Genomic DNA, 23,124 nt, shown 5'->3' with positions numbered 1-23,124 from the left:
TCGGTGTGGTCAGTGCGCCAGGAAGCCGGCGAGGGTGGAGACGGGGTCGCCGCCGGTGACGAGAGCCTCGCCCACGAGGACGACGTCGGCTCCGGAGCCGCGGTAGTGCGCGACGTCGTCGGCGGTGAGGACGGCCGATTCGGCCACCTTCACCGCATCGTCGGGGAAGCGCTCGGAGAGGCGGCCGAAGAGGTCGCGGTCGAGCTGGAAGGTGGAGAGGTCGCGGGCGTTCACGCCGATGAGCCGCGCGCCGAGGTCGGCGGCCCGCTCGAGCTCGTCGGCCGAGTGCGTCTCGACGAGCGGGGTCATCCCCAGCTCGAGCACGAGGGCGTGCAGCTCGGCGAGCAGGGGCTGCTCGAGCGCGGCGACGATGAGGAGGACCAGGTCGGCTCCGGCCGCGCGGGCCTCGAGGACCTGGTACGGCTCGGCGACGAAGTCCTTGCGCAGGACGGGGATCGACACGCGCTCGCGGACCGCCTCGAGGTCCGCGAGGGACCCCTTGAAGCGGCGCTCCTCGGTGAGGACGCTGATCGCGCTCGCTCCCCCGAGCTCGTACTGCCCGGCCAGCTCGGCGGGGACGGGGATGTCGGCGAGGGCTCCGCGCGACGGGCTGGCGCGCTTCACCTCGGCTATGATCCTGACGCGCTCGGCGGGGGCCAGAGCGGCCAGGGCGTCGAGGGCGGGCGCCTGGGCGAGCGCGCGGCGCTCGACGGCTTCGAGCGGGGCGCTCTCGCGGCGCCGGGCCGCGTCGGCCAGGGCGCCGGCGGTGAGGTCGGCGAGCACCTAGGCGCGCGCCTTCGGGTTCGCCTTCGCGCCGTTGACGCCGTAGCCCGCCTTGGCCATGCCCATGCCCACGAGCAGACCCACCACGACCAGGCCGGCCGAGAGCCAGACCACCAGGGGCACGTCGAACCAGAACGCGATCGTGCCGATCGTGAATCCGACCAGCATGATGACGACGGCCGTCCACGCTGCGGGCGAGTGGCCGTGGTTGTCGTCGTCGTGCTCGGTGCTCATGGGTCTCCTCCTGGGGGTGCATCGGGACCAGAGCAGTCTAGCGTGAGGCGCCTGAGCGCCCGGCCCCGGACTCGCCTGCGCAGCCCCTGCAGGAGGCGGGGATGCCGGACCGCCGGACACGTCCCCGGCCGGTGTCAGCGGCCCGAGGTGGGGTCGTCGCCGCGCGAGAGCTCGTCCCACGAGACGACCGGGTCGATGTCGCCGTCGTCCGTCTGCACGGTCGACGCGCCGTGGCCGTAGCCGTCGGCGGGCTCGAAGCGGGACGCGCGCTTCCGCGCCGCTCCCGGCCAGCGGCGCGAGGTCGCGAGGACGCCGATCCCGAGCAGCGCGGTGAGCACGCCGCAGACCAGGGCGACGACGGGCCAGGCCGTCGCGGAGGACGAGGCCACGAGCGCGGCGACGGACTGCTCCCCCGCGATGGCGGTCGCCTCGGTGACCAGCGAAGCGCCGGCGCGCACGGGGTCGCCCAGTGCCGTCGCGGCCGTGAGCACCACCGAGGCGCCGAGGACGGCCTGCAGCAGACCGAGCACGATCCGGAAGACGGGGCCGGCGATGGCGAGGGCCGCGGCGAGAGCGAGGCCCGCGAGCGCCAGGGCGGAGAGCGCGGGCGCGGCGACGGTCCCGGCCACGTCGATCCGCTGGCCCTCCCCCTCGATCGCGGCCAGGGTCAGCGTGGACCAGGTCTGAGTGGAGGAGGTCAGCTCGAGCGCGGCGAGGAGCACGACCCCGAGGATCGCCGTGTACTTCAGCCGCCGTCCGCTCATGCTCACTCCGCCGGGCCGAGGCCGGTGAACGGCACGAGGGGGTCGACGTCGAAGCAGGCGTGCTCGCCCGTGTGGCAGGCTGCGCCGATCTGCTCGACCTGGACCAGCAGAGTGTCGGCGTCGCAGTCGAGGGCGGCACCCCGCACGTACTGCGCGTGCCCGGACGTGTCGCCCTTGCGCCAGTACTCCTGGCGCGAGCGCGACCAGAAGGTGACGCGGCCCTCGGTGAGGGTCCGCCGGAGCGCCTCGCGGTCCATCCAGCCCATCATGAGCACCTCGCGGGTGTCGTGCTGCTGGATGATCGCGGGCAGGAGCCCGGTCGGATCGAAGGCGGCGCGGTCCAGGACGGCGTCGAGCTCGGCGGGGGTCATCGGATCTCGATCCCGGAGGCCGCGAGCGAGCGCTTGACGTCGCCGATCGTCAGCTCGCGATTGTGGAAGACGGAGGCGGCGAGCACGGCGTCGGCCCCCGCGTCGACGGCCGGAGCGAAGTGCTCGACGGCGCCGGCGCCTCCAGAGGCGATGACGGGCACGGAGCTCAGCTCGCGCATCGCGGCGATCAGCTCGAGGTCGAAGCCCTGCTTGGTGCCGTCGGCGTCGATGGAGTTGACCAGCAGCTCCCCGGCGCCGCGCTCGACGGCCTCGGCCGCCCAGGCCAGGGCGTCGAGCTCGGTCTCGCGGCGTCCGCCGTGAGTGGTGACGACGAAGCCGGACGCCGTGGCGTCGCTCCGCTTGACGTCGAGCGAGAGCACGAGCACCTGCGCGCCGAAGACGTCGGCGATCTCGCCGAGGAGCTCGGGCCGGGCGATCGCGGCGGAGTTGACGCCCACCTTGTCGGCGCCGTGCGCGAGCAGTCGCGAGACGTCCTCGGCGCTGCGCACGCCTCCGCCGACCGTGAGCGGGATGAAGACCTGCTCGGCGGTCGCCCGCACCACGTCGTAGGTGGTCGAGCGGTCGTCGACCGTGGCGGTGACGTCGAGGAAGGTCAGCTCGTCGGCGCCCTGCTCGAAGTAGAGGCGGGCGAGCTCGACGGGGTCGCCCGCATCGCGCAGGTTCTGGAAGTTGACGCCCTTCACGACGCGGCCGGCGGCGACGTCGAGGCAGGGGATGACGCGGACGGCGAGACTCATCGGCTCCCCCTCTACAGGCGCGCGGCGTGGATGGAGGTGACCAGGATCGCGCGGGCGCCCAGGTCGTACAGGCGGTCCATCACCTGGTTCATGTCCGAGCGCGGCACCATCACGCGGACCGCCACCCACTCGGCGTCGTGCAGCGGCGAGACCGTCGGCGACTCGAAGCCCGGGGCGATCGCCGTGGCGCTCTCCAGGAGCGCGACGGGGCAGTCGTAGTCGAGCAGCACGTACTCGCGGGCGACCAGCACGCCCTGCAGGCGGCGCAGCAGCACCGGGATGCCCTCGGGCTCCCCCGCGGCGGAGACCAGGACGGCGGTCGAGTCCAGGATGACCGGCCCGAAGATCTCGAGGCCGGCCTTGCGGAGCGTGGTGCCGGTCTCGACGACATCGGCGATGACGTCGGCGACGCCGAGCTGGATCGCGGACTCGACCGCGCCGTCGAGGCGGATCAGCGTCACCTCGACGCCGTGCTCCCGGAGGAAGCGGCCCACGAGGCCCGGGTAGCTGGTCGCCACGCGGAGGCCGTCGATCTGCGCGAGCTCGTCGTAGCGGCCTGCGGGCCCGGCGAAGCGGAAGGTGGAGTTCGCGAAGCCGAGGCTCGCGATCTCGCGCGCCTCGGAGCCGGAGTCGATCAGGAGGTCGCGGCCGGTGACCCCGACGTCGAGAGCGCCGGAGCCGACGTAGGTGGCGATGTCGCGCGGGCGCAGGTAGAAGAACTCGACCCCGTTGCGCTCGTCGACGACGTGCAGCTCCTTCGGGTCGCGGCGGCCGGTGTAGCCGGCCTCCGCGAGCATCTGACCGGCGGTCTCCGAGAGGGAGCCCTTGTTGGGGACGGCGACGCGCAGGAGCGCCGGGGCGGGGGTGGTGGTCACGGGACGTCCTTCATGACTCGACGGCTGTTCAGGGGGCGGCACGGCTCCTCGGGGAGCGTGCGGGCGCGACGGCGCGGAGCGGAGGCGCACCCCGGCGAGCGGGGCGGGGCTCACAGATGCCGGTAGACGTCGGCCGTCGTCAGTCCCTTGGCGAGCATGAGCACCTGCAGGTGGTAGAGCAGCTGCGAGATCTCCTCGGCGGTGCGCTCGTCGCCCTCGTACTCGGCGGCCATCCACACCTCGGCTGCCTCCTCGACGATCTTCTTGCCGATGAAGTGCACGCCGGCGTCGAGCTCGCGGACGGTGCCCGAACCCTCGGGACGGGCGGCGGCCTTCTCGCCCAGCTCAGCGAAGAGGTCGTCGAAAGTTTTCACCGGGGAAGTCTATACGGCGGCCGGGCGCGGGACGCCTCAGTGCCGGTGCAGGTGAGCGGTCGCCGTCTCGCGCAGCGACGCGATCGCGGCCTCCGGGTCGTCCGCGCCGAAGACCGCGGAGCCCGCGACGAAGGTGTCGGCTCCCGCCTCCGCTGCGATCTCGATCGTGCCGGGTGCGATCCCGCCGTCGACCTGGAGCCAGACGTCGAGCCCGGTGCGGTCCACCACGTTCCGGAGCGTGCGCAGCTTGGGCATCGTCTCCTGCATGAAGGACTGGCCCCCGAAGCCGGGCTCGACCGTCATCACGAGGACCTGGTCGAACTCGGGCAGGAGGTCGAGGTAGTCGTCCACCATCGTGCCCGGCTTGAGCGCGATCCCCGCCCGCGAGCCGATCCCGCGCAGGCGCCGCGCCAGGGCCACGGCGTCGCGCGCGGCCTCGGCGTGGAAGGTCACGGAGAAGGCGCCGGTCTCGGCGTAGTCGGGGGCCCACCGGTCGGGGTCGTCGATCATCAGGTGCAGGTCGAGCGGGCGGGGCGAGACGTCCTGGAGGCGCTGGACCATGGTCAGCCCGAAGGTGAGGTTCGGCACGAAGTGGTTGTCCATGACGTCGACGTGCACGAGGTCGGCTCCGGCGATGCGCTGCAGCTCGGCCTCGAAGTTCACGAAGTCGGCGGAGAGGATGCTGGGGTTGATCCGTGCGGGCATGCGTCCAGCCTAGATCGGAGCGTCCTCGGCGTCCGCCCGGCTGAGCACGCTCCCGCTCCGGAGGGGTCAGGCGTCTCCGGACGCCGCCTCGAGGGGCCGGCGGCGGCGGAGGAGCTGGACGAACATGGCGTCGGTGCCGTGCCGGTGCGGCCAGAGCTGCACGTGGAGGGGGCCGTCCGGCAGCGGGAGCGGGTCCGCCGTCACCGCGCGCAGCACGGCCGGCGTGTCGACGAGCTCGAGCTCGTGCCGCTCCTGCGCGAGGGCGAGCACGCGCCGGGTCTCGCCGAGGTGCGGCGAGCAGGTCACGTAGGCCAGCAGCCCGTCGGGAGCGAGAGCCCGGACCGCGGAGTCGAGCAGCTCGCCCTGGAGGGCGGCCAGCGGCTCCACGTCGGCCGCGGACTTGCGCCAGCGCGCCTCGGGCCGACGCCGCAGCGCACCGAGACCGGTGCACGGCGCGTCGAGGAGGATGCGGTCGAACGAGCCCGGCTGCTCGTCGCCCAGGTCGCGCCCGTCGCCGGTGCGCACCTCGACCGACGGGTCGACGGCGGCCAGCGCCTGCCGCACCAGGCCCGCGCGGCCCGGGACCACCTCGTTGGCGAGCAGCGCCGCCCCGCCTGCGCGCGCCTCCGCCGCGAGCAGCGCCGCCTTGCCGCCGGGTCCCGCGCACAGGTCGAGCCAGCGCTCGCCCGGGCGGACCGGCCGTGCCCGGGAGAGCGCCAGAGCGGCGAGCTGGGAGCCCTCGTCCTGCACGCGCACGCGGCCCTCGTGCACCGCGGGGACTGCCTCCGGGTCGCCGCCGGTGCTGGTCATGCCGACCGGCGAGAAGCGGTCGGATTCGGCGCCGGCGATCTCGCCGGGAGACGCCAGGCCCGGCAGAGCCACCAGGTTCACCCGCGGAGCCGCGTTGTCGGCGGCGAGCAGCGCGTCGAGCTCGTCGGCCGCCCCCTCCGCCGCCAGCGCCCGTCGCAGGGCGCGCACGATCCACACGGGGTGGGAGCTCAGCGCGGCGATCCGGTCGTCGCCGGAGACCGCGGCCGCGGAGACCCGCTCGCGCCACTCGCCGGCGCCCGAGCGCGAGACCGCGCGCAGCACGGCGTTGGCGAAGGCCACCGCTCCCCGCGAGGAGCCGGCCGCGACGAGCGCGACGCTCTCGTTCACCGCGGCGTGCGGGGCCACGCGGGTCGCGAGCAGCTGGTGCACGCCCAGGCGCAGCGCGTCGAGCACCGGCGCATCGATGCTCTCGACGGACCGGCCGGCCGCGAGGGCGATCACGCGGTCGTAGTAGCCGGACATCCGCAGAGTGCCGTAGCAGAGCTCGGTGGCCAGTCCCGCGTCGGCGGGCGAGAGGCCGGCGGCGCTGATCCGCGCGGGCAGGACCAGGTTGGCGTAGGCGTCCGACCCGCTCACCGCGAGCAGGACGTCGTAGGCGACCCGCCGGGCGGGAGCGGCCTCGCGACGGGCGCTCACGCGAGCACCGTGCTCTCGCGCAGGCCGCGGGCCCAGGCGGCGCCGGCCATCGGGGTCCTGCCGGCGGGCTGGACGGTGACCAGCTCGACCGCTCCGTCCGCGGTGCCGACGAGGGCGCGCCCCGAGTCGAGGCGGACGACGCCGGGAGCGAGGTCCCCCTCGGCCGCGCGGACCGCGAGCACCTTGAGGCGCGCGTCCCCCACCGCGGTCGAGGCTCCGGGCTCGGGAGTCGTTCCGCGCACGAGCGCGAGGACCCGCGCGGTCGGGAGGCTCCAGTCGATCCGGCCGTCGGCGGCGTCGAGCTTGGGAGCGGGGGTCGCCTCTCCGGCCTGCGGAGTCGCGACGGCCGTGCCCTCCTCCAGCGCGTCGACCACGCCGAGGGTGAGGCCGGCGCCGCTCGCGGCCAGCTCCGTCAGCAGCTCGCCCGCGGTGCGCTCCCCCGCGTCGACGGCGAGCTCGGCGTACACGTCACCGGCGTCGAGCTCGGCGACCAGCTGGAAGACGCTCGCGCCGATCCGCGTGTCGCCCGCCATCAGCGCCCGCTGGACGGGAGCCGCCCCGCGCCAGCGCGGCAGCAGGGAGAAGTGCAGGTTGATCCAGCCCAGGCGCGGCACCGCCAGCAGGCGCTGCCGGACGAGGCCGCCGTAGGCCACGATCACGCCGAGGTCGGGGGCGAGCTCCGCGATCCGGTCGGTCACGTCCTCGTCGAGGCGGTTCGCCCGGATCACCGGGATCCCCAGCTCCTCGGCCACGACGGCGACCGGCGAGGGGGTGAGCACGCGCTTGCGTCCCACCGGGGCGTCCTCCCGGGTGACCACGGCCACGACCTCGTGCGCGGAGGCGGCGAGGTCGCGGAGGGTCGGAACGGCGGCGGCGGGCGTGCCGGCGAAGACGAGGCGCACGGGGGTCTCCTGGGGAGTCAGAGGATGTCGGGGTCGTCGAGACGGACCCGGAGCCGGGGGGCCGGCCGGAAGCGGCCGGGCGTGGTCGGCGGGCGACGACGGCGCGTGGCGTTGCGGATCACGGCGGAGCGGAGGCGCGCGGCCACATCCGCACCGCGAGCGTAGTCGAACCGGACGATCGCCCGGACGGAGCCGTCCTCGAGCCCGACAGGACCGAGGACCTCGTGCCGGTCGTCCTCGTCGAGCGCCTCGAGCGCCTCCTCCACCGCGTGCGCGTCGCCGCTCACCGTGGCCAGGCGCACCGCGGGCGGGAAGCGCAGAGCGCGCCGCTCCTGGAGCTCGGCCCGGAGGTACTCGGCCTGCCGCCAGGTCGCCAGGGCGGTCGCGAGCCGGCCGCCGACCCCGACCAGGAGGACCGGCGCGCCCGGGCGGGCCAGCGCCGCGGCGTTCGACCAGGTGCGGAGCGCGTCGTCGGCGACCCGCAGGCTCTCGCGGGCCAGCATCCGCTCGCCGTCCAGCAGCAGGACGGCGTGGTAGCCGCCGTCGGCCCGCGGCTCCGCCCCGCGCGTGGCCACGACGAGCGCGGGCTCGTCGGGGAGGGTGAGCACGGGGCGCTGCCCGTCGGCGACGATCACCTTGGCACCCGGGAAGGCGCGTCCGAGCTCCTCCGCGGTGCGGCCCGCGCCGAGGGAGACGAGGCGCAGAGCCGTCGCCTCGCAGACGGAGCAGGTCCAGTCGGCCGCGATCAGGCCGCACCAGCCGCAGCTCGGCCGCCCGCCCTCGGAGTGCACGCCGAGCGGACCCTGGCAGCGGTTGCAGCGTGCGACGGTCCGGCAGCGGGCGCAGGCGACCACCGGCGCGTAGCCGGGGCGCGCGACCTGGACGAGCACGGGACCGGAGTCGAGGGCCTTCCGCGCCTCCCGCCAGGCGGAGGAGGGGATGCGCGCTGCCGCGTCGTGCTCGTCGGCCGCCCACTGCTGGGCGGTCGGCACGACGTGCGGGCGGCGGCTCGGCCGCGGCTCCACCTCGGTCGCGAAGCCGATCTCGACGAGCCGCTCGACCTCGACCGTGCGCGTGTTGCCGAGCAGGACGAGGCCGGCGCCGCTCTGCTCCTGCCGCACCAGGGCGACGTCGCGCGCGTGCGCGTAGGGCGCGAGCGGCTCGGCGAAGAGTGGATCGCCGTCGTCCCAGAGCCCGATCAGGCCGAGGGCGGAGGAGGGCGCGTAGAGGACGGAGCGGTTGCCGACGACGACCCGCGGCCCGGGATCGAGGCAGCGGACGAAGGCGGAGTAGCGCTCGGCGCCCTTCTGCCGCGCATCGAGGCGCACCACCGCCTCCGCGGGGACGAGGGCGGCGAGGGCCAGCTCCAGCTGCTCCTGGTCGCGGTAGTCGGGGACGGCCAGGATCGCGTCGCGGCCCGCGGCGAGCGTGTCCCGGGCGAGCTCGGCGAGCGTGACGGCCCAGCCGCCGACCCACGCGCCCGAGTCGAGCCTCACGGGAGCCGGCACGGCGCCGACCGCCAGCCGGGCCCCCTCGGCGAGTCCCGCGAAGGAGGCGTCGGGGTAGCCCGTCACGCCGCCCGCCTCGACCGCGGGCGCCGCAGGAGCGGGACCCGCGGCGAGTCGCGCCTTCTCGACGCGGACGTGGCGGCGCGGCACGGCCAGGCGCAGCACGTCGCTCGCGCCTCCGGAGGCCCGGTCGGCCACCCGGCGGGCGAGGGCCCAGACCTCCGGGGTCAGCACGACGAGCGGCGAGACCAGCTCCTCGATGCCGCTGAGCGCTCCGGCGTGCTCGGTCCCCTCCCCCGTCTCGACGACGAACGCGTCGGCGATCCGGCCTCCGGTCCGCAACGGCACCCGCAAGCGCACGCCGGGGACCACCTCGCCGCGCAGCGCCTCCGGCACCGCGTAGTCCAGGAGCCGGTCGAGCTGCGGGAGGGGCGAGTCCAGGAGCACGCGCGCGACGGCTCCGCTCGTCGCCATCGCCGCCGCGCCCGCTACGAGAGGCCCGCGGCGGAGCGCAGGTCGTCGACCCGGTCGAGGCGCTCCCAGGTGAAGTCGGGGAGCTCCCGGCCGAAGTGGCCGTAAGCCGCGGTCTGCGCGTAGATCGGGCGGAGCAGGTCGAGTGCGTGGATGATCGCGGCCGGGCGCAGGTCGAAGACCGAGCGGATCGCCTCGGTGATCGTCTCGTCGGAGACGGTGCCGGTGCCGAAGGTCTCGACGTAGAGGCCGACCGGGGCCGCCTTGCCGATGGCGTAGGCGACCTGCACCTCCAGCCGCGAGGCGAGCCCCGCGGCGACCGCGTTCTTGGCGACCCACCGCATGGCGTAGGCGGCCGAGCGGTCCACCTTCGACGGGTCCTTGCCCGAGAACGCGCCGCCGCCGTGGCGGGACGCTCCGCCGTAGGTGTCGACGATGATCTTGCGGCCGGTGAGCCCGGCGTCGCCCTGAGGGCCGCCGATCTCGAAGCGGCCCGTCGGGTTGATCAGCAGGCGCACGGCGGAGGAGTCGAGGTCGACCGTCTCGAGGACGGGGCGGATGACGTGCGCCGCGATGTCCGCGTGGATCGTCTCGGTGCTGACGTGCTCGGCGTGCTGGGTGGACAGGACGACGGTGTCGATGGTGGACGGCGTCGTGCCGTCGTAGCCGATGGTGACCTGGGTCTTGCCGTCGGGTCGGAGGTAGTCGAGCTCGCCCGACTTGCGGACGGCGGCCAGGCGCTCGGCGAGGCGGTGCGAGAGCCAGCTCGGCAGCGGCATGTACTCGGGGGTCTCGTCGGTCGCGAAGCCGAACATCAGGCCCTGGTCGCCCGCGCCCTGGCGGTCGAAGGCGTCCTCGCCCGCCTCGGAGGAGCGGACCTCGAGCGCCGTGTCGACGCCCGCCGCGATCTCGGGCGACTGCTGGCCGATCGAGACCGAGACGCCGCAGGAGCGGCCGTCGAAGCCCTTCTCCGAGGAGTCGTAGCCGATCTCGACGATCGTGTCGCGCACGATCTTGGGGATCTCGACGTAGCCGCTCGTGGAGACCTCGCCCGCGACGTGCACGAGCCCCGTCGTGACCAGCGTCTCGACGGCGACCCGGCTGTGCGGGTCCTCGCGGAGCAGGGCGTCGAGGATGCGGTCCGAGATCTGGTCGCAGATCTTGTCCGGGTGGCCCTCGGTGACGGACTCGGAGGTGAACAGGCGGAGGGGACCGGAGGTCATGCTTCTCTTCTCGTCCCGGCTCGTGCGGACCGGGGTCGTTCGTACCGGGAGTGGCCTGGCGGGCGCGATGCCGGGCGGCAGGCGATCGGCGCCTGGGCGGGCGGACCGGCGGGGCTAGCGCACGACCGCGTCGAGGACGCGATCGGCCACCTCCGCCTTGCTGCCCGAGGCCTCGCCAACTATATCGCCGGCCCGATCGAGGACCACGACGGCGTTGCTGTCGCTCTGGAAACCCTCGGCCCAGCCCACCCTGTTGAGGACGAGCAGATCGCAGCCCTTGCGGGCGATCTTGGCGCGGCCGAGGGCGAGCATCGCGTCCCGGTCCGGCTCGGTCTCCGCGGCGAAGCCGACGACGATCTGCCCCTCCCGCCGGGAGGCGGAGATCTCGGCGAGGACGTCCGGGTTCTTGACGAGCTCGAGGACGAGACGGTCGCCCTGCTGCTCCTTCTTGATCTTCGCGTCGGCGACCGCGGCGGGCCGGTAGTCGGCGACGGCCGCGGCCATGATCACGACGTCCGCGCCGGTGGCCGCGGCGAGGGCGGCCTCGCGCAGCTCGAGCGCGGTGCCCACCGGGAGGACCGTGACGCCCTCCGGCGCCGGCACGTCGAGGTTCGCGGCGAGGAGGGTGACCTCCGCGCCCCGGGCCGCGGCGGCCAGCGCGAGCGCGACGCCCTGCCTGCCGCTGGAGCGGTTGCCGACGAAGCGCACCGGGTCGAGGGGCTCGCGGGTGCCGCCGGCGGTCACGAGGACGCGCACGCCCGCGAGGTCGCGGCGGGCGGAGGCGGAGCGGGCGTGGACGGCGAGGGCCTCCGCCACGATCGTCTCGGGCTCCTCCATGCGGCCGGGGCCCGAGTCGGCGCCGGTGAGGCGGCCGACCGCGGGGCCGACGACGTGCACGCCGCGGGAGCGGAGCACCGCCGTGTTCGCGACGGTGGCTGCGTTCGCCCACATCTCGGTGTGCATCGCGGGGGCGACCACGAGCGGGGCGGTGCTCGCGAGCACCGTGTTGCCGAGCAGGTCGTCGGCGAGGCCGGCAGCGAGCTTGGCGAGCGTGTGCGCCGTCGCGGGCGCGATCACGATGAGGTCGGCGGCCTGGCCGATGGCCACGTGCCGGACCTCGGCGACGCCCTCGTAGAGCTCGGTGTGCACCGGGTTCCGCGAGATGGCCTCGAGGGTGGGCTTCCCGACGAAGCGCAGCGCGGCCTCGGTCGCGACGACGTGCACGTCGTGCTCCGCGAGGACCAGCGCGCGGACGACTCCGACGGCCTTGTACGCGGCGATGCCGCCGGTGATGCCGACGACGACGTTGAGCCGTCGGCCGGCCTCGAGAGAGGAGCCCACCCGGAGGGGACTACTCGGCGAGGGGCTTGGCGACGAGCTTGTCCTCGTTGATCTCGTGCAGTGCGACCGAGAGGGGCTTGTCGTCGATGGTGGAGTCGACCAGCGGGCCGACGTTGTCGAACAGGCTGCCCTCGTGGAGGTCGGCGTAGTAGTCGTTGATCTGGCGGGCGCGCTTGGAGGCGAAGATCACCAGCGCGTACTTGGAGTCGACCTTCGAGAGGAGCTCGTCGATGGGCGGGTCGATGATGCCGAGGTTGTTGGCCATGGGTGTCTCCTTGCAGGCGCATCAGCGCCGATCTGCGGCTCCGGAGCAACACGGCGCGCGGGCTCCGAGGGGCGTGTGCCCGGTGGGACCCGGGGCGTCGGCCCGGAGGTGGTCGGTGGCCCGGTGTCAGCGGCCCGGGTCAGCGGGCGCGCCGTCGGCACGAGGCGACATCAATTCTACGACCTCGCGGGCCGCTTCGGGCACGGTGCTGTTGACGACGGCGAAATCGAACTCGTCCTGCGCGGCCAGCTCCACCTTCGCGGTGGCCAGGCGGCGCTCCTGCTCCTCCGCGCTCTCGGTGCCGCGGCCGACCAGCCGGCGGACCAGCTCGTCCCAGGTCGGCGGCAGGAGGAAGACCAGCCGCGCGTCCGGCATCCGCTCGCGCACCTGACGGGCACCCTGGATGTCGATCTCGAGCATCACCTGCCGGCCCTGCTCCAGCGCGGCGTCGATGGGGCCGCGGGGCGTGCCGTAGCGGTGAGCGTTGTGGACGACGGCGTACTCGAGGAACTCCCCCGCCGCGACCATCCGGTCGAACTCGGCGTCGTCGACGAAGTAGTAGCTGACGCCGTCCACCTCGCCCGGACGCGGGGCCCGGGTGGTGGCCGAGACCGAGAGCAGGACGTCCGGGTAGTTCTCGCGGATGTAGGTCGACACCGTGCCCTTGCCGACCGCGGTCGGACCGGCGAGGACGAGCAGGCGGTTGCGGCCGGGGCGGCGCTGCCGCGACTCCCGCTCCTCCAGGAACGACGCCAGGCCCTCGACCTGGCGCCGGCCGAGCCCGCCGAGGCGCTTCGACTCGGCGATCCGCAGCTGGTCCATCACCCGGGGCGTCTTGACCACGCCGAGCGCGGGCACGGCGCGGAGCAGCTCGCTGACGCGCATCCGCCCCTCGACTCCGAGCGGCTCGGCCTGGGCCGCCGCGAGCACGGCGGTCGCGGGGCGGCGTCCGGCGGCGACGGCCTTCTTGACGGCGGCGCGGGCACGGCGCGCCGCGATCGCGGCCTCGGAGGCGGCGCGCCGGTCCACCTCGGGCGGCGAGGGACGGCGCACGGCCTCCGGGCGCGAGGAGGCGCCGGGATCGGGGCTGACGGTTTCAGCGGACAAGGGTCTCCTGGATGTCGGTCGCGCGGCGGGTGATCTCGGCCGCGATCCCCGAGGGGCCGGCGCCGAGCACGCTGCGCGACTCGCTGATGATGGTGGCGGCGCTCAGCGCGCCGAACAGCCGCTGCGCGTCCGCGACGGCCGCGCCCTGGTGGCCGAAGCCGGGCGCGAGCACCGGAAGTGCGGGGTGCAGCGGCTCGTCGATGCCGATGCCGAAGTCGCCCAGGGCGACAGTGGCGCCGAGCACCACGCCGACCGAGCCGATCGACGCGCGAGCGTGAGCGTCGTTCCAGGATGCCACGTCCGCCACGACCGCGCGTGCCACGGTGGATCCCGCCCGGCCGCCGTCCTGCACGAGGGCGCGCTGCACGGGGCGGGCCTCGGGGTTGGAGGTGGCTGCGAGGACGAACACGCCCTTGCCCGCCTCCTCGGCGAGGGTCAGCATCCCCTCGAGGGAGCCGAGCCCCTGGTAGGCCGCCGCGGTCATGGCGTCCGCCTCGAGCGGCGAGCCGGGCCGGAGCCACGCCTCGGCGTAGGCGGTGACGCTCGTGCCGATGTCGCCGCGCTTGACGTCGGCGATCACCAGCAGTCCGGCCTCGCGGGCGTCGGCGAGCACGCGCTCGAGCGCGGCGTAGCCCGCCGAGCCGTGCCGCTCGAAGAACGCGATCTGCGGCTTCACCACGCCCGCACGGCCGGCCGCCGCCTCGACGACCGTGCGGCCGAAGCTCTCGAGCCCGGCCGCGTCGTCGGCGAGGCCCCACGCGTCGAGCAGGTACGCGTGCGGGTCGATCCCGACGCAGAGCCGGCCGTGCGCGGCGAACGCCGCCTCGAGGCGCGAGCCGAAGGAGGCGGTGCCCGCCGCGCCGCCGCTCACGCGGTGCGCTCCGCGCGGCGCAGGGCGTAGTCCTGCAGGCTCGTCACCTCGAAGGGCTCGTTCGCCGCGTCGAGCGAGGCGACCGCCGCCGCGAGCTGGGCGATCGTGGTGAACAGCGGCTTGTCCGCGGCGACCGCGGCGGCGCGGATCTCGTAGCCGTCGGCGCGGGTCGCTCCTCCGCTGGGCGTGTTGATCACCACGTCGACCTCGTCGCGGGCGATCAGCTCGACGATGGAGGGCGCGTCGCCCTCGGCGGTCTCGCTGTACTTGCGGACCACGCGGGCCTGGATCCCGTTGCGGTTCAGCACCTCGGCCGTGCCCTCGGTCGCGAGGATGTCGAAGCCGAGCTGACGCAGGCGCAGCGCGGGCAGGACGATCGAGCGCTTGTCGCGGTCGGCGACCGAGATGAAGACGGTCCCGCTCGCCGGCATGCCGCCGTACGCGGCGTCCTGGCTCTTCGCGAAGGCGCGCGGGAAGTCGCGGTCGATCCCCATGACCTCGCCGGTGGAGCGCATCTCGGGCCCGAGCAGCGAGTCGACGATCTGGCCCTCCTTGGTGCGGAAGCGCTTGAACGGCAGGACCGCCTCCTTCACCGCGATGGGAGAGTCCATCGGGACGTCGGAGCCGTCGCGCTCGGGCAGCAGGCCCTCGGCCTTCAGCGCGGCGATGGTCTCGCCCACCATCAGGCGCGACGCGGCCTTCGCGAGCGGGATGCCCAGCGCCTTCGACACGAACGGCACGGTGCGCGAGGCCCGGGGGTTCGCCTCGAGCACGTAGAGCACGCCCTGGCCGATCGCGAACTGGACGTTCAGCAGTCCTCGGACGCCGACGCCCTGCGCGATCGCGAGGGTCGCCTCCCGCACCTGGTCGATCTGGCGGCGGCCGAGCGTCACCGGCGGGAGCGTGCACGCCGAGTCGCCGGAGTGGATGCCGGCCTCCTCGATGTGCTCCATCACTCCTCCGATGTAGAGCTGCTCGCCGTCGAAGAGCGCGTCGACGTCGATCTCGATCGCGTCGTCGAGGAAGCGGTCCACCAGCAGCGGGTGCGCCTCGTCGATGATCCCCTCGCCGGCCATCCGCTCGAAGTAGTCCTCGAGCTGGGGCGTGCCGTAGACGATCTCCATGCCGCGCCCGCCGAGGACGAACGACGGACGGACGAGGACCGGGTAGCCGATCTCCACCGCGACCTCGCGGGCGCCGTCGAGGTCGGTCGCGGTGCCGTTGCGCGGAGCGAGAAGTCCCGCCTCGTCGAGGATCCGCGAGAACGCGCCGCGCTCCTCCGCGAGGTCGATGTTCGCGGGGGTGGTGCCGAGGATGGGCACGCCGGCCGCCTCGAGGCCCGCGGCGAGCCCGAGCGCCGTCTGGCCGCCCAGCTGCACGACGACGCCGACGAGCTCGCCGGACTGCGACTCCGCGTGGATGACCTCGAGCACGTCCTCGAGAGTCAGCGGCTCGAAGTAGAGGCGGTCCGAGGTGTCGTAGTCGGTCGAGACCGTCTCGGGGTTGCAGTTGATCATGATCGTCTCGAAGCCCGCGTCCGAGAGCGCGAACGAGGCGTGCACGCAGGAGTAGTCGAACTCGACCCCCTGGCCGATGCGGTTGGGGCCGGAGCCCAGGATGACGACCTTGCGGCGGTCGGCGGCGACGACCTCCGTCTCCTCGTCGTACGAGGAGTAGTGGTACGGCGTGAGCGCCGGGAACTCGCCCGCGCAGGTGTCGACGGTCTTGTAGACCGGGCGCACGTCCAGCGCGTAGCGGGTGCGGCGGAGCTCCGCCTCGTCGAGCCCGCGGAGCTCGGCGATCTGCGCGTCCGAGAAGCCGTGGTCCTTCGCCAGGCGGAGGAGTCCGGCGTCGAGGCCGTCGTGCTCGCGCACCAGGTCGGCGATCTCGTTGATCAGCACGATCTGGTCGAGGAACCAGGGGTCGATCTTCGTGGACTCGAACGCCTGCTCGACCGTGGCTCCCAGGCGCAGCGCCTGCTGCACGGTGACGATGCGGCCGTCGGTCGGGGTCCTCGCGATCTCGAGGAGCTCCTCGACCGAGCGCTCCTGCGCGCCCCAGTGGAACGACGAGCCGCGCTTCTCGAGCGAGCGGAGCGCCTTCTGCAGCGCCTGCGCGTAGTTGCGGCCGATCGCCATCGCCTCGCCCACCGACTTCATGGTCGTGGTCAGCGTCTTGTCGGCGGCCGGGAACTTCTCGAACGCGAACCGCGGGACCTTCACGACCACGTAGTCCAGCGTCGGCTCGAAGCTCGCCGGCGTCACCTTGGTGATGTCGTTCGGGATCTCGTCCAGGCGGTAGCCGATGGCGAGCTTCGCGGCGATCTTGGCGATCGGGAAGCCGGTCGCCTTGGAGGCGAGGGCGGAGGAGCGGGAGACGCGCGGGTTCATCTCGATCACGATGATCCGGCCGTCCGCCGGGTCGATCGCGAACTGGATGTTGCAGCCGCCGGTGTCCACGCCCACGTCGCGGATGATCCGGATGCCGATGTCGCGCAGCTTCTGGTACTCGCGGTCGGTGAGGGTCAGCGCCGGTGCGACGGTGATCGAGTCGCCCGTGTGCACGCCGACGGGGTCGACGTTCTCGATCGAGCAGACGACGACCGTGTTGTCGGCCGTGTCGCGCATCAGCTCGAGCTCGTACTCCTTCCAGCCGAGGATCGACTCCTCCAGGAGCACCTCGGTGGTGGGGCTCTGGTGCAGGCCGTCGCCGACCATCCGCACCAGCTCCTCGCGGGTGTAGGCGAAGCCGGAGCCCAGGCCGCCCATGGTGAACGACGGGCGGATGACGAGGGGATAGCCCAGGTCCTCGGCGTACTCGATCGCCTCGTCGACGGTGTGCGCGATGTAGGACTTCGCGACGTCGGCGCCCGCGTCCAGCACCAGCTGCTTGAAGATCTGCCGGTCCTCGCCGCGGTTGATCGCCTCGAAGCTCGCGCCGATGAGCTCGACGCCGTACTTCTCGAGGATCCCGAGGTCGTGCAGCTGGATGGCCGCGTTCAGGGCCGTCTGCCCGCCGAGGGTCGGCAGGATCGCGTCCGGCTTCTCCTTGGCGATGATCGCCTCGATCGCCTTGGGCGTGATCGGCTCCACGTAGGTGGCGTCGGCGAAGTCGGGATCGGTCATGATCGTCGCCGGGTTGGAGTTGACGAGGATCACGCGCACCCCCTCGGCGCGCAGCACGCGGCAGGCCTGGGTGCCGGAGTAGTCGAACTCGACGGCCTGTCCGATGACGATCGGGCCGGAGCCGATGACCAGGACGCTCTGGATGTCTTCCCTGCGCGGCATTACTTCTGCTCTCCGATGCTGCTGGTCGTGGGGATGTCGGTGGGCTCCGAGGCCCCGCGCCCGGCCGTGCGCTGCACGACCATCTCGCGGAAGCGGTCGAAGAGGTGGTTGGAGTCGTGCGGGCCGGCCGCCGCCTCCGGGTGGTACTGCACCGAGAAGGCGGGGATGTCGAGGCAGCGCAGGCCCTCCACGACCGAGTCGTTGAGGGAGTAGTGGCTGACCTCGACGCGGCCGAAGCCCTCGGGCGAGTCCAGCTCGCCCTCGATCGGCGCGTCCACGGCGAACCCGTGGTTCTGCGAGGTGATCTCCACGCGGCCGGTGAGCTTGTCGAGCACGGGCTGGTTGATCCCGCGGTGGCCGAACGGGAGCTTGTAGGTGCCGAAGCCGAGAGCGCGCCCCAGCAGCTGGTTGCCGAAGCAGATGCCGAAGAACGGCAGGTCGGCGCGCAGGGTGGTGCGCAGCAGCTCGACGTGGCGGTCCGAGGCCTCGGGGTCGCCGGGGCCGTTGGAGAAGAAGAGCGCGGACGGGTCGAGCGCGAGCACCTGCTCGGCGGTCACCGACTCGGGCAGCACGTGGACGTCGAAGCCGCGCTCCGCGAGGTAGTTGACCGTCGAGGTCTTCACCCCCAGGTCGATGACCGCGACCGAGCCGACGCGCTCGCCGCGGGCAGGCACCGTGTACTGCTCGTCGGTCGAGACCGAGGAGGAGAGGTTGAGCCCCTGCATCTGCCGGCCGCCGAGGACCAGCGCGAGCTGCTCCTCCTCGGGGAGGGCGAGGTCCTCGCCGGAGAACACGCCGGCGCGCATCGAGCCGGCCGAGCGGATGTGGCGGGTGATCGCCCGGGTGTCGACGCCGGAGATCCCGACGATGCCGTCGGTCTCCAGGTCGTCGCCGAGGGAGCGCTGCGCGCGGAAGTTGGAGACGACGCGGGAGGGGTCGCGGACGACGTAGCCGGCGACCCAGATGCGGCGCGACTCCATGTCCTCGTCGTTGGTCCCGGTGTTGCCGATGTGGGGCGCGGTCTGCACGACGATCTGGCCGGCGTAGCTCGGGTCGGTCAGCGTCTCCTGGTAGCCGGTCATGCCGGTGGCGAAGACGATCTCGCCCAGGGTGCGGCCTCGGGCGCCGTAGGCCTGTCCCCGGAATCGTCGTCCGTCCTCGAGGACGAGGACGGCGGTGGGTTCGGTGCTGAGGCGTGTCGTTGGCACGGACTAGGAGCCCTTCTGGGTCGTGTCGGGGCCGCCGTCGGCGGCTCCGGGGTGGGAGGGGGAGGAACGGGGGCCGGCGAGGCGCTGCAGCTCGGCGACCAGGTGCGCCCGGAGGGCGGGCTCGGCCACGCGGAGGTAGCTGTCGACGGTCTCGTCGCCGCGGGGCGACCAGGAGATCACGAGCAGGCCGCCCTCCTCGACGACGCGGTCGATCACGTAGCTGCCCTGGCCCGCTCCGCGCAGGAGGGAGGCCGGGATCACCGTCTCGCGCTCGCCGACGGGGGCGATCACGACGCCGCGCTCGTGGAGGCGCAGCACAGCGTTGCCGCGGAAGCCGAGCCCCGGCAGCACGACGCGCTCGAGCGGCTGCTCGAAGCGGGTCGTGGCCACGTACGGGAGGTCGACGCGCTCGACCTCGGCGCCCAGCGAGGACGCGGGCACGGGCTCCGGCGCGAGGGCGGCCGAGCGGCGGCGCCGCGCGCGCCAGGAGAGCAGCATGCCGACGAAGACGAGGACGACGACCGCGGCGATGACGATCGTGATCGCGGCCCTATCCACGGGAGGCCTTCGCGGAGGCGGCGACGACCGCCGCGTCGACGAGCTCGCCGTCCAGCACGGTCGGGAAGCCCCGGTGGAGGGTGGCGACGACGCGGCCCGGCAGCTCGCGACCGAGGTACGGGGAGTTGCCGCTGCGGCCTCGCAGGTCCTCGACGGAGAAGCGGCGTCGCGCCTCCGGGTCGTAGAGCACGACGTTCGCGGCGGCCCCGACGGCGAGGCCGCGGTCGTAGCCGTCGAGCCGGCCGATGCGGGCGGGGGCGGAGGAGAGCACGCGCGCGACGTCGGACCAGCTCATCCGCCCGTCCTCGACGACGGCGGCGTGCACCACGCTCAGCGCGCTCTCGAGGCCGACCATGCCGAACGCCGCGGCGTCCCACTCGCAGTCCTTCGCCTCGACCGGGTGCGGCGCGTGGTCGGTGGCGACGATGTCGATGGTGCCGTCGGCGAGGGCCTCGCGGAGGGCGAGCACGTCCTCGTCGCGGCGCAGCGGCGGGTTCACCTTGAAGCGGGCGTCGTAGCTCGGCCCGTCCTGGCCGGCGACGGCCTGCTCGGTGAGGAGCAGGTGGTGGGGGGTGACCTCGGCGGTCACGTCGATCCCCCGGGCCTTCGCCCAGCGGATGACGTCGACCGAGCCCGCGGTCGAGACGTGGCAGACGTGCAGGCGGGAGCCCACGTGCTCGGCGAGGAGCACGTCGCGGGCGATGATCGCCTCCTCGGCCACGGCGGGCCAGCCCTGCAGGCCGAGGGCGCTGGAGACGGCGCCCTCGTTCATCTGCGCGCCGACGGTGAGCCGCGGCTCCTGCGCGTGCTGGGCGACGACTCCGTCGAACGCCTTGACGTACTCGAGAGCGCGGCGCATCAGCAGCGCGTCCGAGACGCACTTCCCGTCGTCCGAGAAGACCCGCACGGCCGCGCGGCTGCGGGCCATCGCGCCGAGCTCGGCGAGCGACTCCCCCGCCAGACCCACGGTCACCGCGCCGATCGGGCGGACCGTCGCGTAGCCGGCGTCCTCGCCCAGGCTCTGCACCTGCTCGACCACGCCCGCGGTGTCCTGCACCGGCGAGGTGTTCGCCATCGCGAAGACGGCGGTGAAGCCTCCGGCGGCCGCAGCTCGCGTGCCGGTGAGGATCGTCTCGCTCTGCTCGAACCCCGGCTCGCGCAGGTGGGTGTGCAGGTCGACCAGGCCGGGCAGCGCCAGCAGGCCGTCGGCGTCGATCACGCGGGCCCCGCGCGAGTCGAGGTCGGCGCCGATCTCGACGATCACGCCCCCGTCGATCAGCAGGTCGGCGGTCGACTCGTCGGCGAGCGTCGCCCCCGAGATCAGGATCCGCTCCGGCGCCGTGCTCTGAAGCGGCTGGGCAGTGCTCATCAGTGGACCTCCCGTTCGCCGGACAGCAGCAGGTAGAGCGCGGCCATCCGGACGGACACTCCGTTCGTGACCTGTTCGAGCACCGTGGAGCGGCTCGAATCGGCGGCCGCCGAGGAGATCTCGACGCCCCTGTTCATGGGTCCGGGGTGCATGACGATGGTATCGGGACCCAGCCGGGCGAGCCGCTCGTCGTCGAGGCCCCAGATCCGCGCGTACTCCCGGCCGTTGGGGAAGAACCCGCTCGACATCCGCTCGAGCTGGATGCGCAGGAGCATCACGACGTCGGGGAGCCCGGTGTCGATCGCCTCGTCCAGATCGAAGCGGATGGTCGCGGGCCAGTTGCGCGTGTCGACCGGCACGAGGGTCGGCGGTGCGACCAGGGTCACCTCGGCGCCCAGCGCCGTCAGCAGCCAGACGTTCGAGCGCGCCACCCGCGAGTGCAGGACGTCGCCCACGATCGTGACCGCGACGCCGTCGAGGCTCTTGCCGCGGGACGCGGAGGCGCCGTGCAGGCGCCGGCGGATGGTGAACGCGTCCAGGAGCGCCTGGGTCGGGTGCTCGTGGGTCCCGTCGCCGGCGTTGAGGATCGAGGCGTCGATCCAGCCGCTCGCCGCCAGAACCGCAGGGGCTCCGGAGGCGCTGTGGCGGATGACCACTCCGTCGGCGCCCATCGCGGCGAGCGTCTGCGCGGTGTCCTTCAGGCTCTCGCCCTTGGAGACGCTGGAGCCCTTCGCGCTGAAGTTGATGACGTCGGCCGAGAGCCGCTTCGCCGCCGCCTCGAACGAGATCCGCGTGCGGGTGGAGTCCTCGAAGAAGAGATTGACCACGGTCTTCCCGCGCAGGGTCGGCAGCTTCTTGACCTCGCGGTTCTGCACGTCCGCCATGTCCTCGGCGATGTCGAGGAGTGCGATCGCGCTCGCGCGGTCGAGGTCCCGGGTCGAGAGCAGGTGCTTCACGGAGCCGTCTCCTCGCCGGTGGCCTGCGACTCGATCGCGACCAGGTCCTCACCGTCCGTCTCGACGAGCCGGACGTTGATCCGCTCGCTCAGGCTACTCGGCAGGTTCTTGCCGACGAAGTCCGCCCGGATCGGGAGCTCGCGGTGTCCGCGATCGACCAGCGCGGCCAGCCGCACGGCTCGCGGACGGCCGATGTCGCTGAGGGCGTCCAGGGCGGCGCGGATGGTGCGGCCCGAGAAGAGGACGTCGTCGACGAGGACCACGGTCCGGCCGTCGATGCTCGCGGGGACGGCGGTGCGCGCGGGGGTGCGGACCGGGTGCCGGGAGAGGTCGTCGCGGTACATCGTCACGTCGAGGGAGCCGGCGAAGACGGGGGGACCGTCCGGCTCGATCCGCGCGATCGTCTCGGCGATGCGCCTCGCGAGGGCGACGCCGCGCGTCGGGATGCCGAGGACGACCAGCGACTCGGGGCCGCGGTTCGACTCGAGGATCTCGTGGGCGATGCGCGTGAGCGCTCGCGTGATGTCAGCGCCGTTGAGCACGATTCGTGCCGTCACACCGACCTCCTTCCCCGCCTCACAGGACGGCTGTTAAAGGAAAAGCCGTGTCGAGTATAGGGGCCGTCGCGCGGCCCGCCGGACGGGCAGCCCGGGAACGACCTCGGCCCGCCCGATCACGGGGATCCGGCGGGCCGAGCATGTCTCCGGGGCGGGTCAGGCCGTCGTGCGGGACTCCGCGACGGAGGCGAGGAGCCCGTTGATGAAGCCCGCCGAGTCGTCGGTCGACAGCGACGTGGCGGCCTCGACGGCCTCCGAGATGGCGACGCCGTCGGGCACCGCGTCGTTGTGCAGGATCTCCCACACCCCGATCCGGAGGATCGCGCGGTCGACCAGCGGCATGCGCGAGAGTGTCCAGCCCTGGGCGAGCCGGGCGATCAGCTCGTCGATCTCGTCAGCGTGGTCGATGACCCCGTCGACGATCTCGCGGGCGTAGAGCCACGAGGCCTCACGGGCCGGCTCGTTCGCCGCTCGCTCGGCCTCGGCGCGCAGCGACTGGGCGAAGCTGATCTGCCGGACGTCGGCGTTGTAGAGGATGTCGAGGGCGCGCTTGCGCGCCTTCGTGCGAGCACTCACGGGAGGCCCGGCTCAGCTGACGCGGCCGAGGTAGTCGCCCGTGCGGGTGTCGACCTTGACCTTCGTGCCCTGCTCGAGGAAGAGCGGGACCTGGATCTGGTAGCCGGTCTCGACCGTCGCGGGCTTGGTGCCGCCGGTCGAGCGGTCGCCCTGGAGGCCCGGCTCCGTGTACGTGATCTCGAGGACGACCGAGGCGGGGAGGTCGATGTAGAGCGGGTCGCCGTCGTGCAGGGCGAGGGTCACGTTCTGGTTCTCGAGCATGAAGTTCGCCGCGTCGCCGACGACCGCCTCGGGGACGGTGATCTGGTCGTAGTCGCTGGTGTCCATGAACACGAAGTCCGCGCCGTCGCGGTAGAGGTACTGGAAGTCGCGGCGGTCGACGTTGGCCGTGTCGATCTTGGCGCCCGCGTTGAAGGTCTTGTCGGCGACCTTGCCCGTGAGGACGTTCTTCATCTTGGTGCGGACGAAGGCGCCGCCCTTGCCCGGCTTGACGTGCTGGAAGTCGATGACGTTCCAGAGCTGGCCGTCGATGCTGAGGACGGTGCCGTTCTTGATGTCGGTGGTAGAGGCCATGCGAAGGGGGATCCGTTTCGG

Annotated in this window: 24 protein-coding genes; all 24 read right to left on the bottom strand. The window is 73.4% G+C overall.

The window, feature by feature from the left end; all coding sequences use genetic code 11:
- Positions 1–9 precede the first annotated feature (9 nt).
- A complete protein-coding gene (gene trpC, locus C5C30_RS07555) occupies positions 10–783 on the bottom strand; it encodes an indole-3-glycerol phosphate synthase TrpC (RefSeq protein WP_104221862.1) in 774 nt (257 codons plus the stop codon).
- The gene (locus tag C5C30_RS07550) at positions 784–1,017 is read right to left on the bottom strand and encodes a DUF6704 family protein (RefSeq protein WP_104221860.1); all 234 of its coding nucleotides are present in this window, start codon (positions 1,015–1,017) and stop codon (positions 784–786) included.
- A 134-nt stretch (positions 1,018–1,151) separates the two neighbouring features.
- Complete coding sequence (locus tag C5C30_RS07545) at positions 1,152–1,781, bottom strand: Trp biosynthesis-associated membrane protein (protein WP_104246787.1); 630 nt, start codon at positions 1,779–1,781, stop codon at positions 1,152–1,154.
- A 2-nt stretch (positions 1,782–1,783) separates the two neighbouring features.
- Entirely contained in the window at positions 1,784–2,152 is a 369-nt protein-coding gene (gene hisI / locus C5C30_RS07540) for a phosphoribosyl-AMP cyclohydrolase (RefSeq protein ID WP_104221855.1), read from the bottom strand.
- A complete protein-coding gene (gene hisF / locus C5C30_RS07535) occupies positions 2,149–2,910 on the bottom strand; it encodes an imidazole glycerol phosphate synthase subunit HisF (protein ID WP_104246786.1) in 762 nt (253 codons plus the stop codon). Before hisF ends, hisI begins: the two co-directional genes overlap by 4 nt.
- Before the next feature lie 11 nt (positions 2,911–2,921).
- Positions 2,922–3,785, bottom strand: coding sequence for an ATP phosphoribosyltransferase (gene hisG, locus C5C30_RS07530; RefSeq protein WP_104221851.1), 864 nt, complete (start codon positions 3,783–3,785; stop codon positions 2,922–2,924).
- Positions 3,786–3,895: 110 nt separating this feature from the next.
- Positions 3,896–4,159 (bottom strand): phosphoribosyl-ATP diphosphatase, encoded by a 264-nt coding sequence (locus tag C5C30_RS07525; RefSeq protein ID WP_055791842.1) that lies wholly within the window; start codon positions 4,157–4,159, stop codon positions 3,896–3,898.
- A 36-nt stretch (positions 4,160–4,195) separates the two neighbouring features.
- Positions 4,196–4,864, bottom strand: coding sequence for a ribulose-phosphate 3-epimerase (gene rpe, locus C5C30_RS07520; RefSeq protein ID WP_104287920.1), 669 nt, complete (start codon positions 4,862–4,864; stop codon positions 4,196–4,198).
- A gap of 66 nt (positions 4,865–4,930) precedes the next feature.
- Positions 4,931–6,331, bottom strand: a complete 1,401-nt coding sequence (locus C5C30_RS07515) for an RsmB/NOP family class I SAM-dependent RNA methyltransferase (protein WP_258065838.1) — start codon at positions 6,329–6,331, stop codon at positions 4,931–4,933.
- Positions 6,328–7,233: a methionyl-tRNA formyltransferase gene (locus C5C30_RS17635; protein WP_181027104.1), complete on the bottom strand. Its 906-nt coding sequence runs from the start codon at positions 7,231–7,233 to the stop codon at positions 6,328–6,330. Before C5C30_RS17635 ends, C5C30_RS07515 begins: the two co-directional genes overlap by 4 nt.
- A 17-nt stretch (positions 7,234–7,250) precedes the next feature.
- Positions 7,251–9,215 (bottom strand): hypothetical protein, encoded by a 1,965-nt coding sequence (locus C5C30_RS07505; protein WP_104333461.1) that lies wholly within the window; start codon positions 9,213–9,215, stop codon positions 7,251–7,253.
- Positions 9,216–9,229: 14 nt separating this feature from the next.
- Positions 9,230–10,435, bottom strand: coding sequence for a methionine adenosyltransferase (metK, locus tag C5C30_RS07500; protein ID WP_104221839.1), 1,206 nt, complete (start codon positions 10,433–10,435; stop codon positions 9,230–9,232).
- Positions 10,436–10,549: 114 nt separating this feature from the next.
- Positions 10,550–11,776: a bifunctional phosphopantothenoylcysteine decarboxylase/phosphopantothenate--cysteine ligase CoaBC gene (gene coaBC, locus C5C30_RS07495; RefSeq protein ID WP_104292131.1), complete on the bottom strand. Its 1,227-nt coding sequence runs from the start codon at positions 11,774–11,776 to the stop codon at positions 10,550–10,552.
- A 10-nt stretch (positions 11,777–11,786) separates the two neighbouring features.
- Positions 11,787–12,041: a DNA-directed RNA polymerase subunit omega gene (gene rpoZ / locus C5C30_RS07490; RefSeq protein WP_104221835.1), complete on the bottom strand. Its 255-nt coding sequence runs from the start codon at positions 12,039–12,041 to the stop codon at positions 11,787–11,789.
- Between the two features lie 126 nt (positions 12,042–12,167).
- Positions 12,168–13,094, bottom strand: coding sequence for a guanylate kinase (gene gmk, locus C5C30_RS07485; protein WP_104348685.1), 927 nt, complete (start codon positions 13,092–13,094; stop codon positions 12,168–12,170).
- 43 nt (positions 13,095–13,137) lie between these two features.
- Complete coding sequence (pyrF, locus tag C5C30_RS07480) at positions 13,138–14,019, bottom strand: orotidine-5'-phosphate decarboxylase (protein WP_104333460.1); 882 nt, start codon at positions 14,017–14,019, stop codon at positions 13,138–13,140.
- On the bottom strand, positions 14,016–17,306 hold the full coding sequence (gene carB / locus C5C30_RS07475; RefSeq protein ID WP_104333459.1) for a carbamoyl-phosphate synthase large subunit: 3,291 nt from the start codon (positions 17,304–17,306) through the stop codon (positions 14,016–14,018). The genes pyrF and carB overlap by 4 nt, the downstream gene beginning before the upstream one ends.
- Entirely contained in the window at positions 17,306–18,514 is a 1,209-nt protein-coding gene (gene carA, locus C5C30_RS07470) for a glutamine-hydrolyzing carbamoyl-phosphate synthase small subunit (RefSeq protein WP_104225321.1), read from the bottom strand. Before carA ends, carB begins: the two co-directional genes overlap by 1 nt.
- Positions 18,515–18,517: 3 nt before the next feature.
- Positions 18,518–19,072 carry a hypothetical protein gene (locus tag C5C30_RS07465; RefSeq protein WP_104255383.1) on the bottom strand — a complete coding sequence of 185 codons (555 nt, stop codon included), beginning with the start codon at positions 19,070–19,072 and terminating at the stop codon, positions 18,518–18,520.
- A complete protein-coding gene (locus tag C5C30_RS07460) occupies positions 19,065–20,441 on the bottom strand; it encodes a dihydroorotase (RefSeq protein ID WP_104224748.1) in 1,377 nt (458 codons plus the stop codon). Before C5C30_RS07460 ends, C5C30_RS07465 begins: the two co-directional genes overlap by 8 nt.
- On the bottom strand, positions 20,441–21,397 hold the full coding sequence (locus C5C30_RS07455) for an aspartate carbamoyltransferase catalytic subunit (RefSeq protein ID WP_104333458.1): 957 nt from the start codon (positions 21,395–21,397) through the stop codon (positions 20,441–20,443). The genes C5C30_RS07460 and C5C30_RS07455 overlap by 1 nt, the downstream gene beginning before the upstream one ends.
- Positions 21,394–21,954 (bottom strand): bifunctional pyr operon transcriptional regulator/uracil phosphoribosyltransferase PyrR, encoded by a 561-nt coding sequence (pyrR, locus tag C5C30_RS07450; RefSeq protein ID WP_104224750.1) that lies wholly within the window; start codon positions 21,952–21,954, stop codon positions 21,394–21,396. Before pyrR ends, C5C30_RS07455 begins: the two co-directional genes overlap by 4 nt.
- A gap of 156 nt (positions 21,955–22,110) precedes the next feature.
- Positions 22,111–22,530, bottom strand: a complete 420-nt coding sequence (nusB, locus tag C5C30_RS07445; RefSeq protein WP_104224751.1) for a transcription antitermination factor NusB — start codon at positions 22,528–22,530, stop codon at positions 22,111–22,113.
- Between the two features lie 12 nt (positions 22,531–22,542).
- A complete protein-coding gene (gene efp / locus C5C30_RS07440) occupies positions 22,543–23,103 on the bottom strand; it encodes an elongation factor P (protein ID WP_104333457.1) in 561 nt (186 codons plus the stop codon).
- Positions 23,104–23,124 lie beyond the last annotated feature (21 nt).

The organism is Rathayibacter sp. AY2B5, from assembly GCF_002931645.1.
Classification (GTDB): domain Bacteria; phylum Actinomycetota; class Actinomycetes; order Actinomycetales; family Microbacteriaceae; genus Rathayibacter.
This window is presented reverse-complemented; position numbering and strand designations above follow the sequence as displayed.

Excerpts from the sequence above, each read along its gene's own strand:
- C5C30_RS07550 (WP_104221860.1), bottom strand. The coding sequence starts at position 1,017 with ATGAGCACCGAGCACGACGACGACAACCACGGCCACTCGCCCGCAGCG.
- C5C30_RS07545 (WP_104246787.1), bottom strand. The coding sequence starts at position 1,781 with ATGAGCGGACGGCGGCTGAAGTACACGGCGATCCTCGGGGTCGTGCTC.
- hisI (WP_104221855.1), bottom strand. The coding sequence starts at position 2,152 with ATGACCCCCGCCGAGCTCGACGCCGTCCTGGACCGCGCCGCCTTCGAT.
- hisF (WP_104246786.1), bottom strand. The coding sequence starts at position 2,910 with ATGAGTCTCGCCGTCCGCGTCATCCCCTGCCTCGACGTCGCCGCCGGC.
- rpe (WP_104287920.1), bottom strand. The coding sequence starts at position 4,864 with ATGCCCGCACGGATCAACCCCAGCATCCTCTCCGCCGACTTCGTGAAC.
- C5C30_RS07505 (WP_104333461.1), bottom strand. The coding sequence starts at position 9,215 with ATGGCGACGAGCGGAGCCGTCGCGCGCGTGCTCCTGGACTCGCCCCTC.
- metK (WP_104221839.1), bottom strand. The coding sequence starts at position 10,435 with ATGACCTCCGGTCCCCTCCGCCTGTTCACCTCCGAGTCCGTCACCGAG.
- rpoZ (WP_104221835.1), bottom strand. The coding sequence starts at position 12,041 with ATGGCCAACAACCTCGGCATCATCGACCCGCCCATCGACGAGCTCCTC.
- carB (WP_104333459.1), bottom strand. The coding sequence starts at position 17,306 with ATGCCGCGCAGGGAAGACATCCAGAGCGTCCTGGTCATCGGCTCCGGC.
- C5C30_RS07460 (WP_104224748.1), bottom strand. The coding sequence starts at position 20,441 with ATGAGCACTGCCCAGCCGCTTCAGAGCACGGCGCCGGAGCGGATCCTG.
- efp (WP_104333457.1), bottom strand. The coding sequence starts at position 23,103 with ATGGCCTCTACCACCGACATCAAGAACGGCACCGTCCTCAGCATCGAC.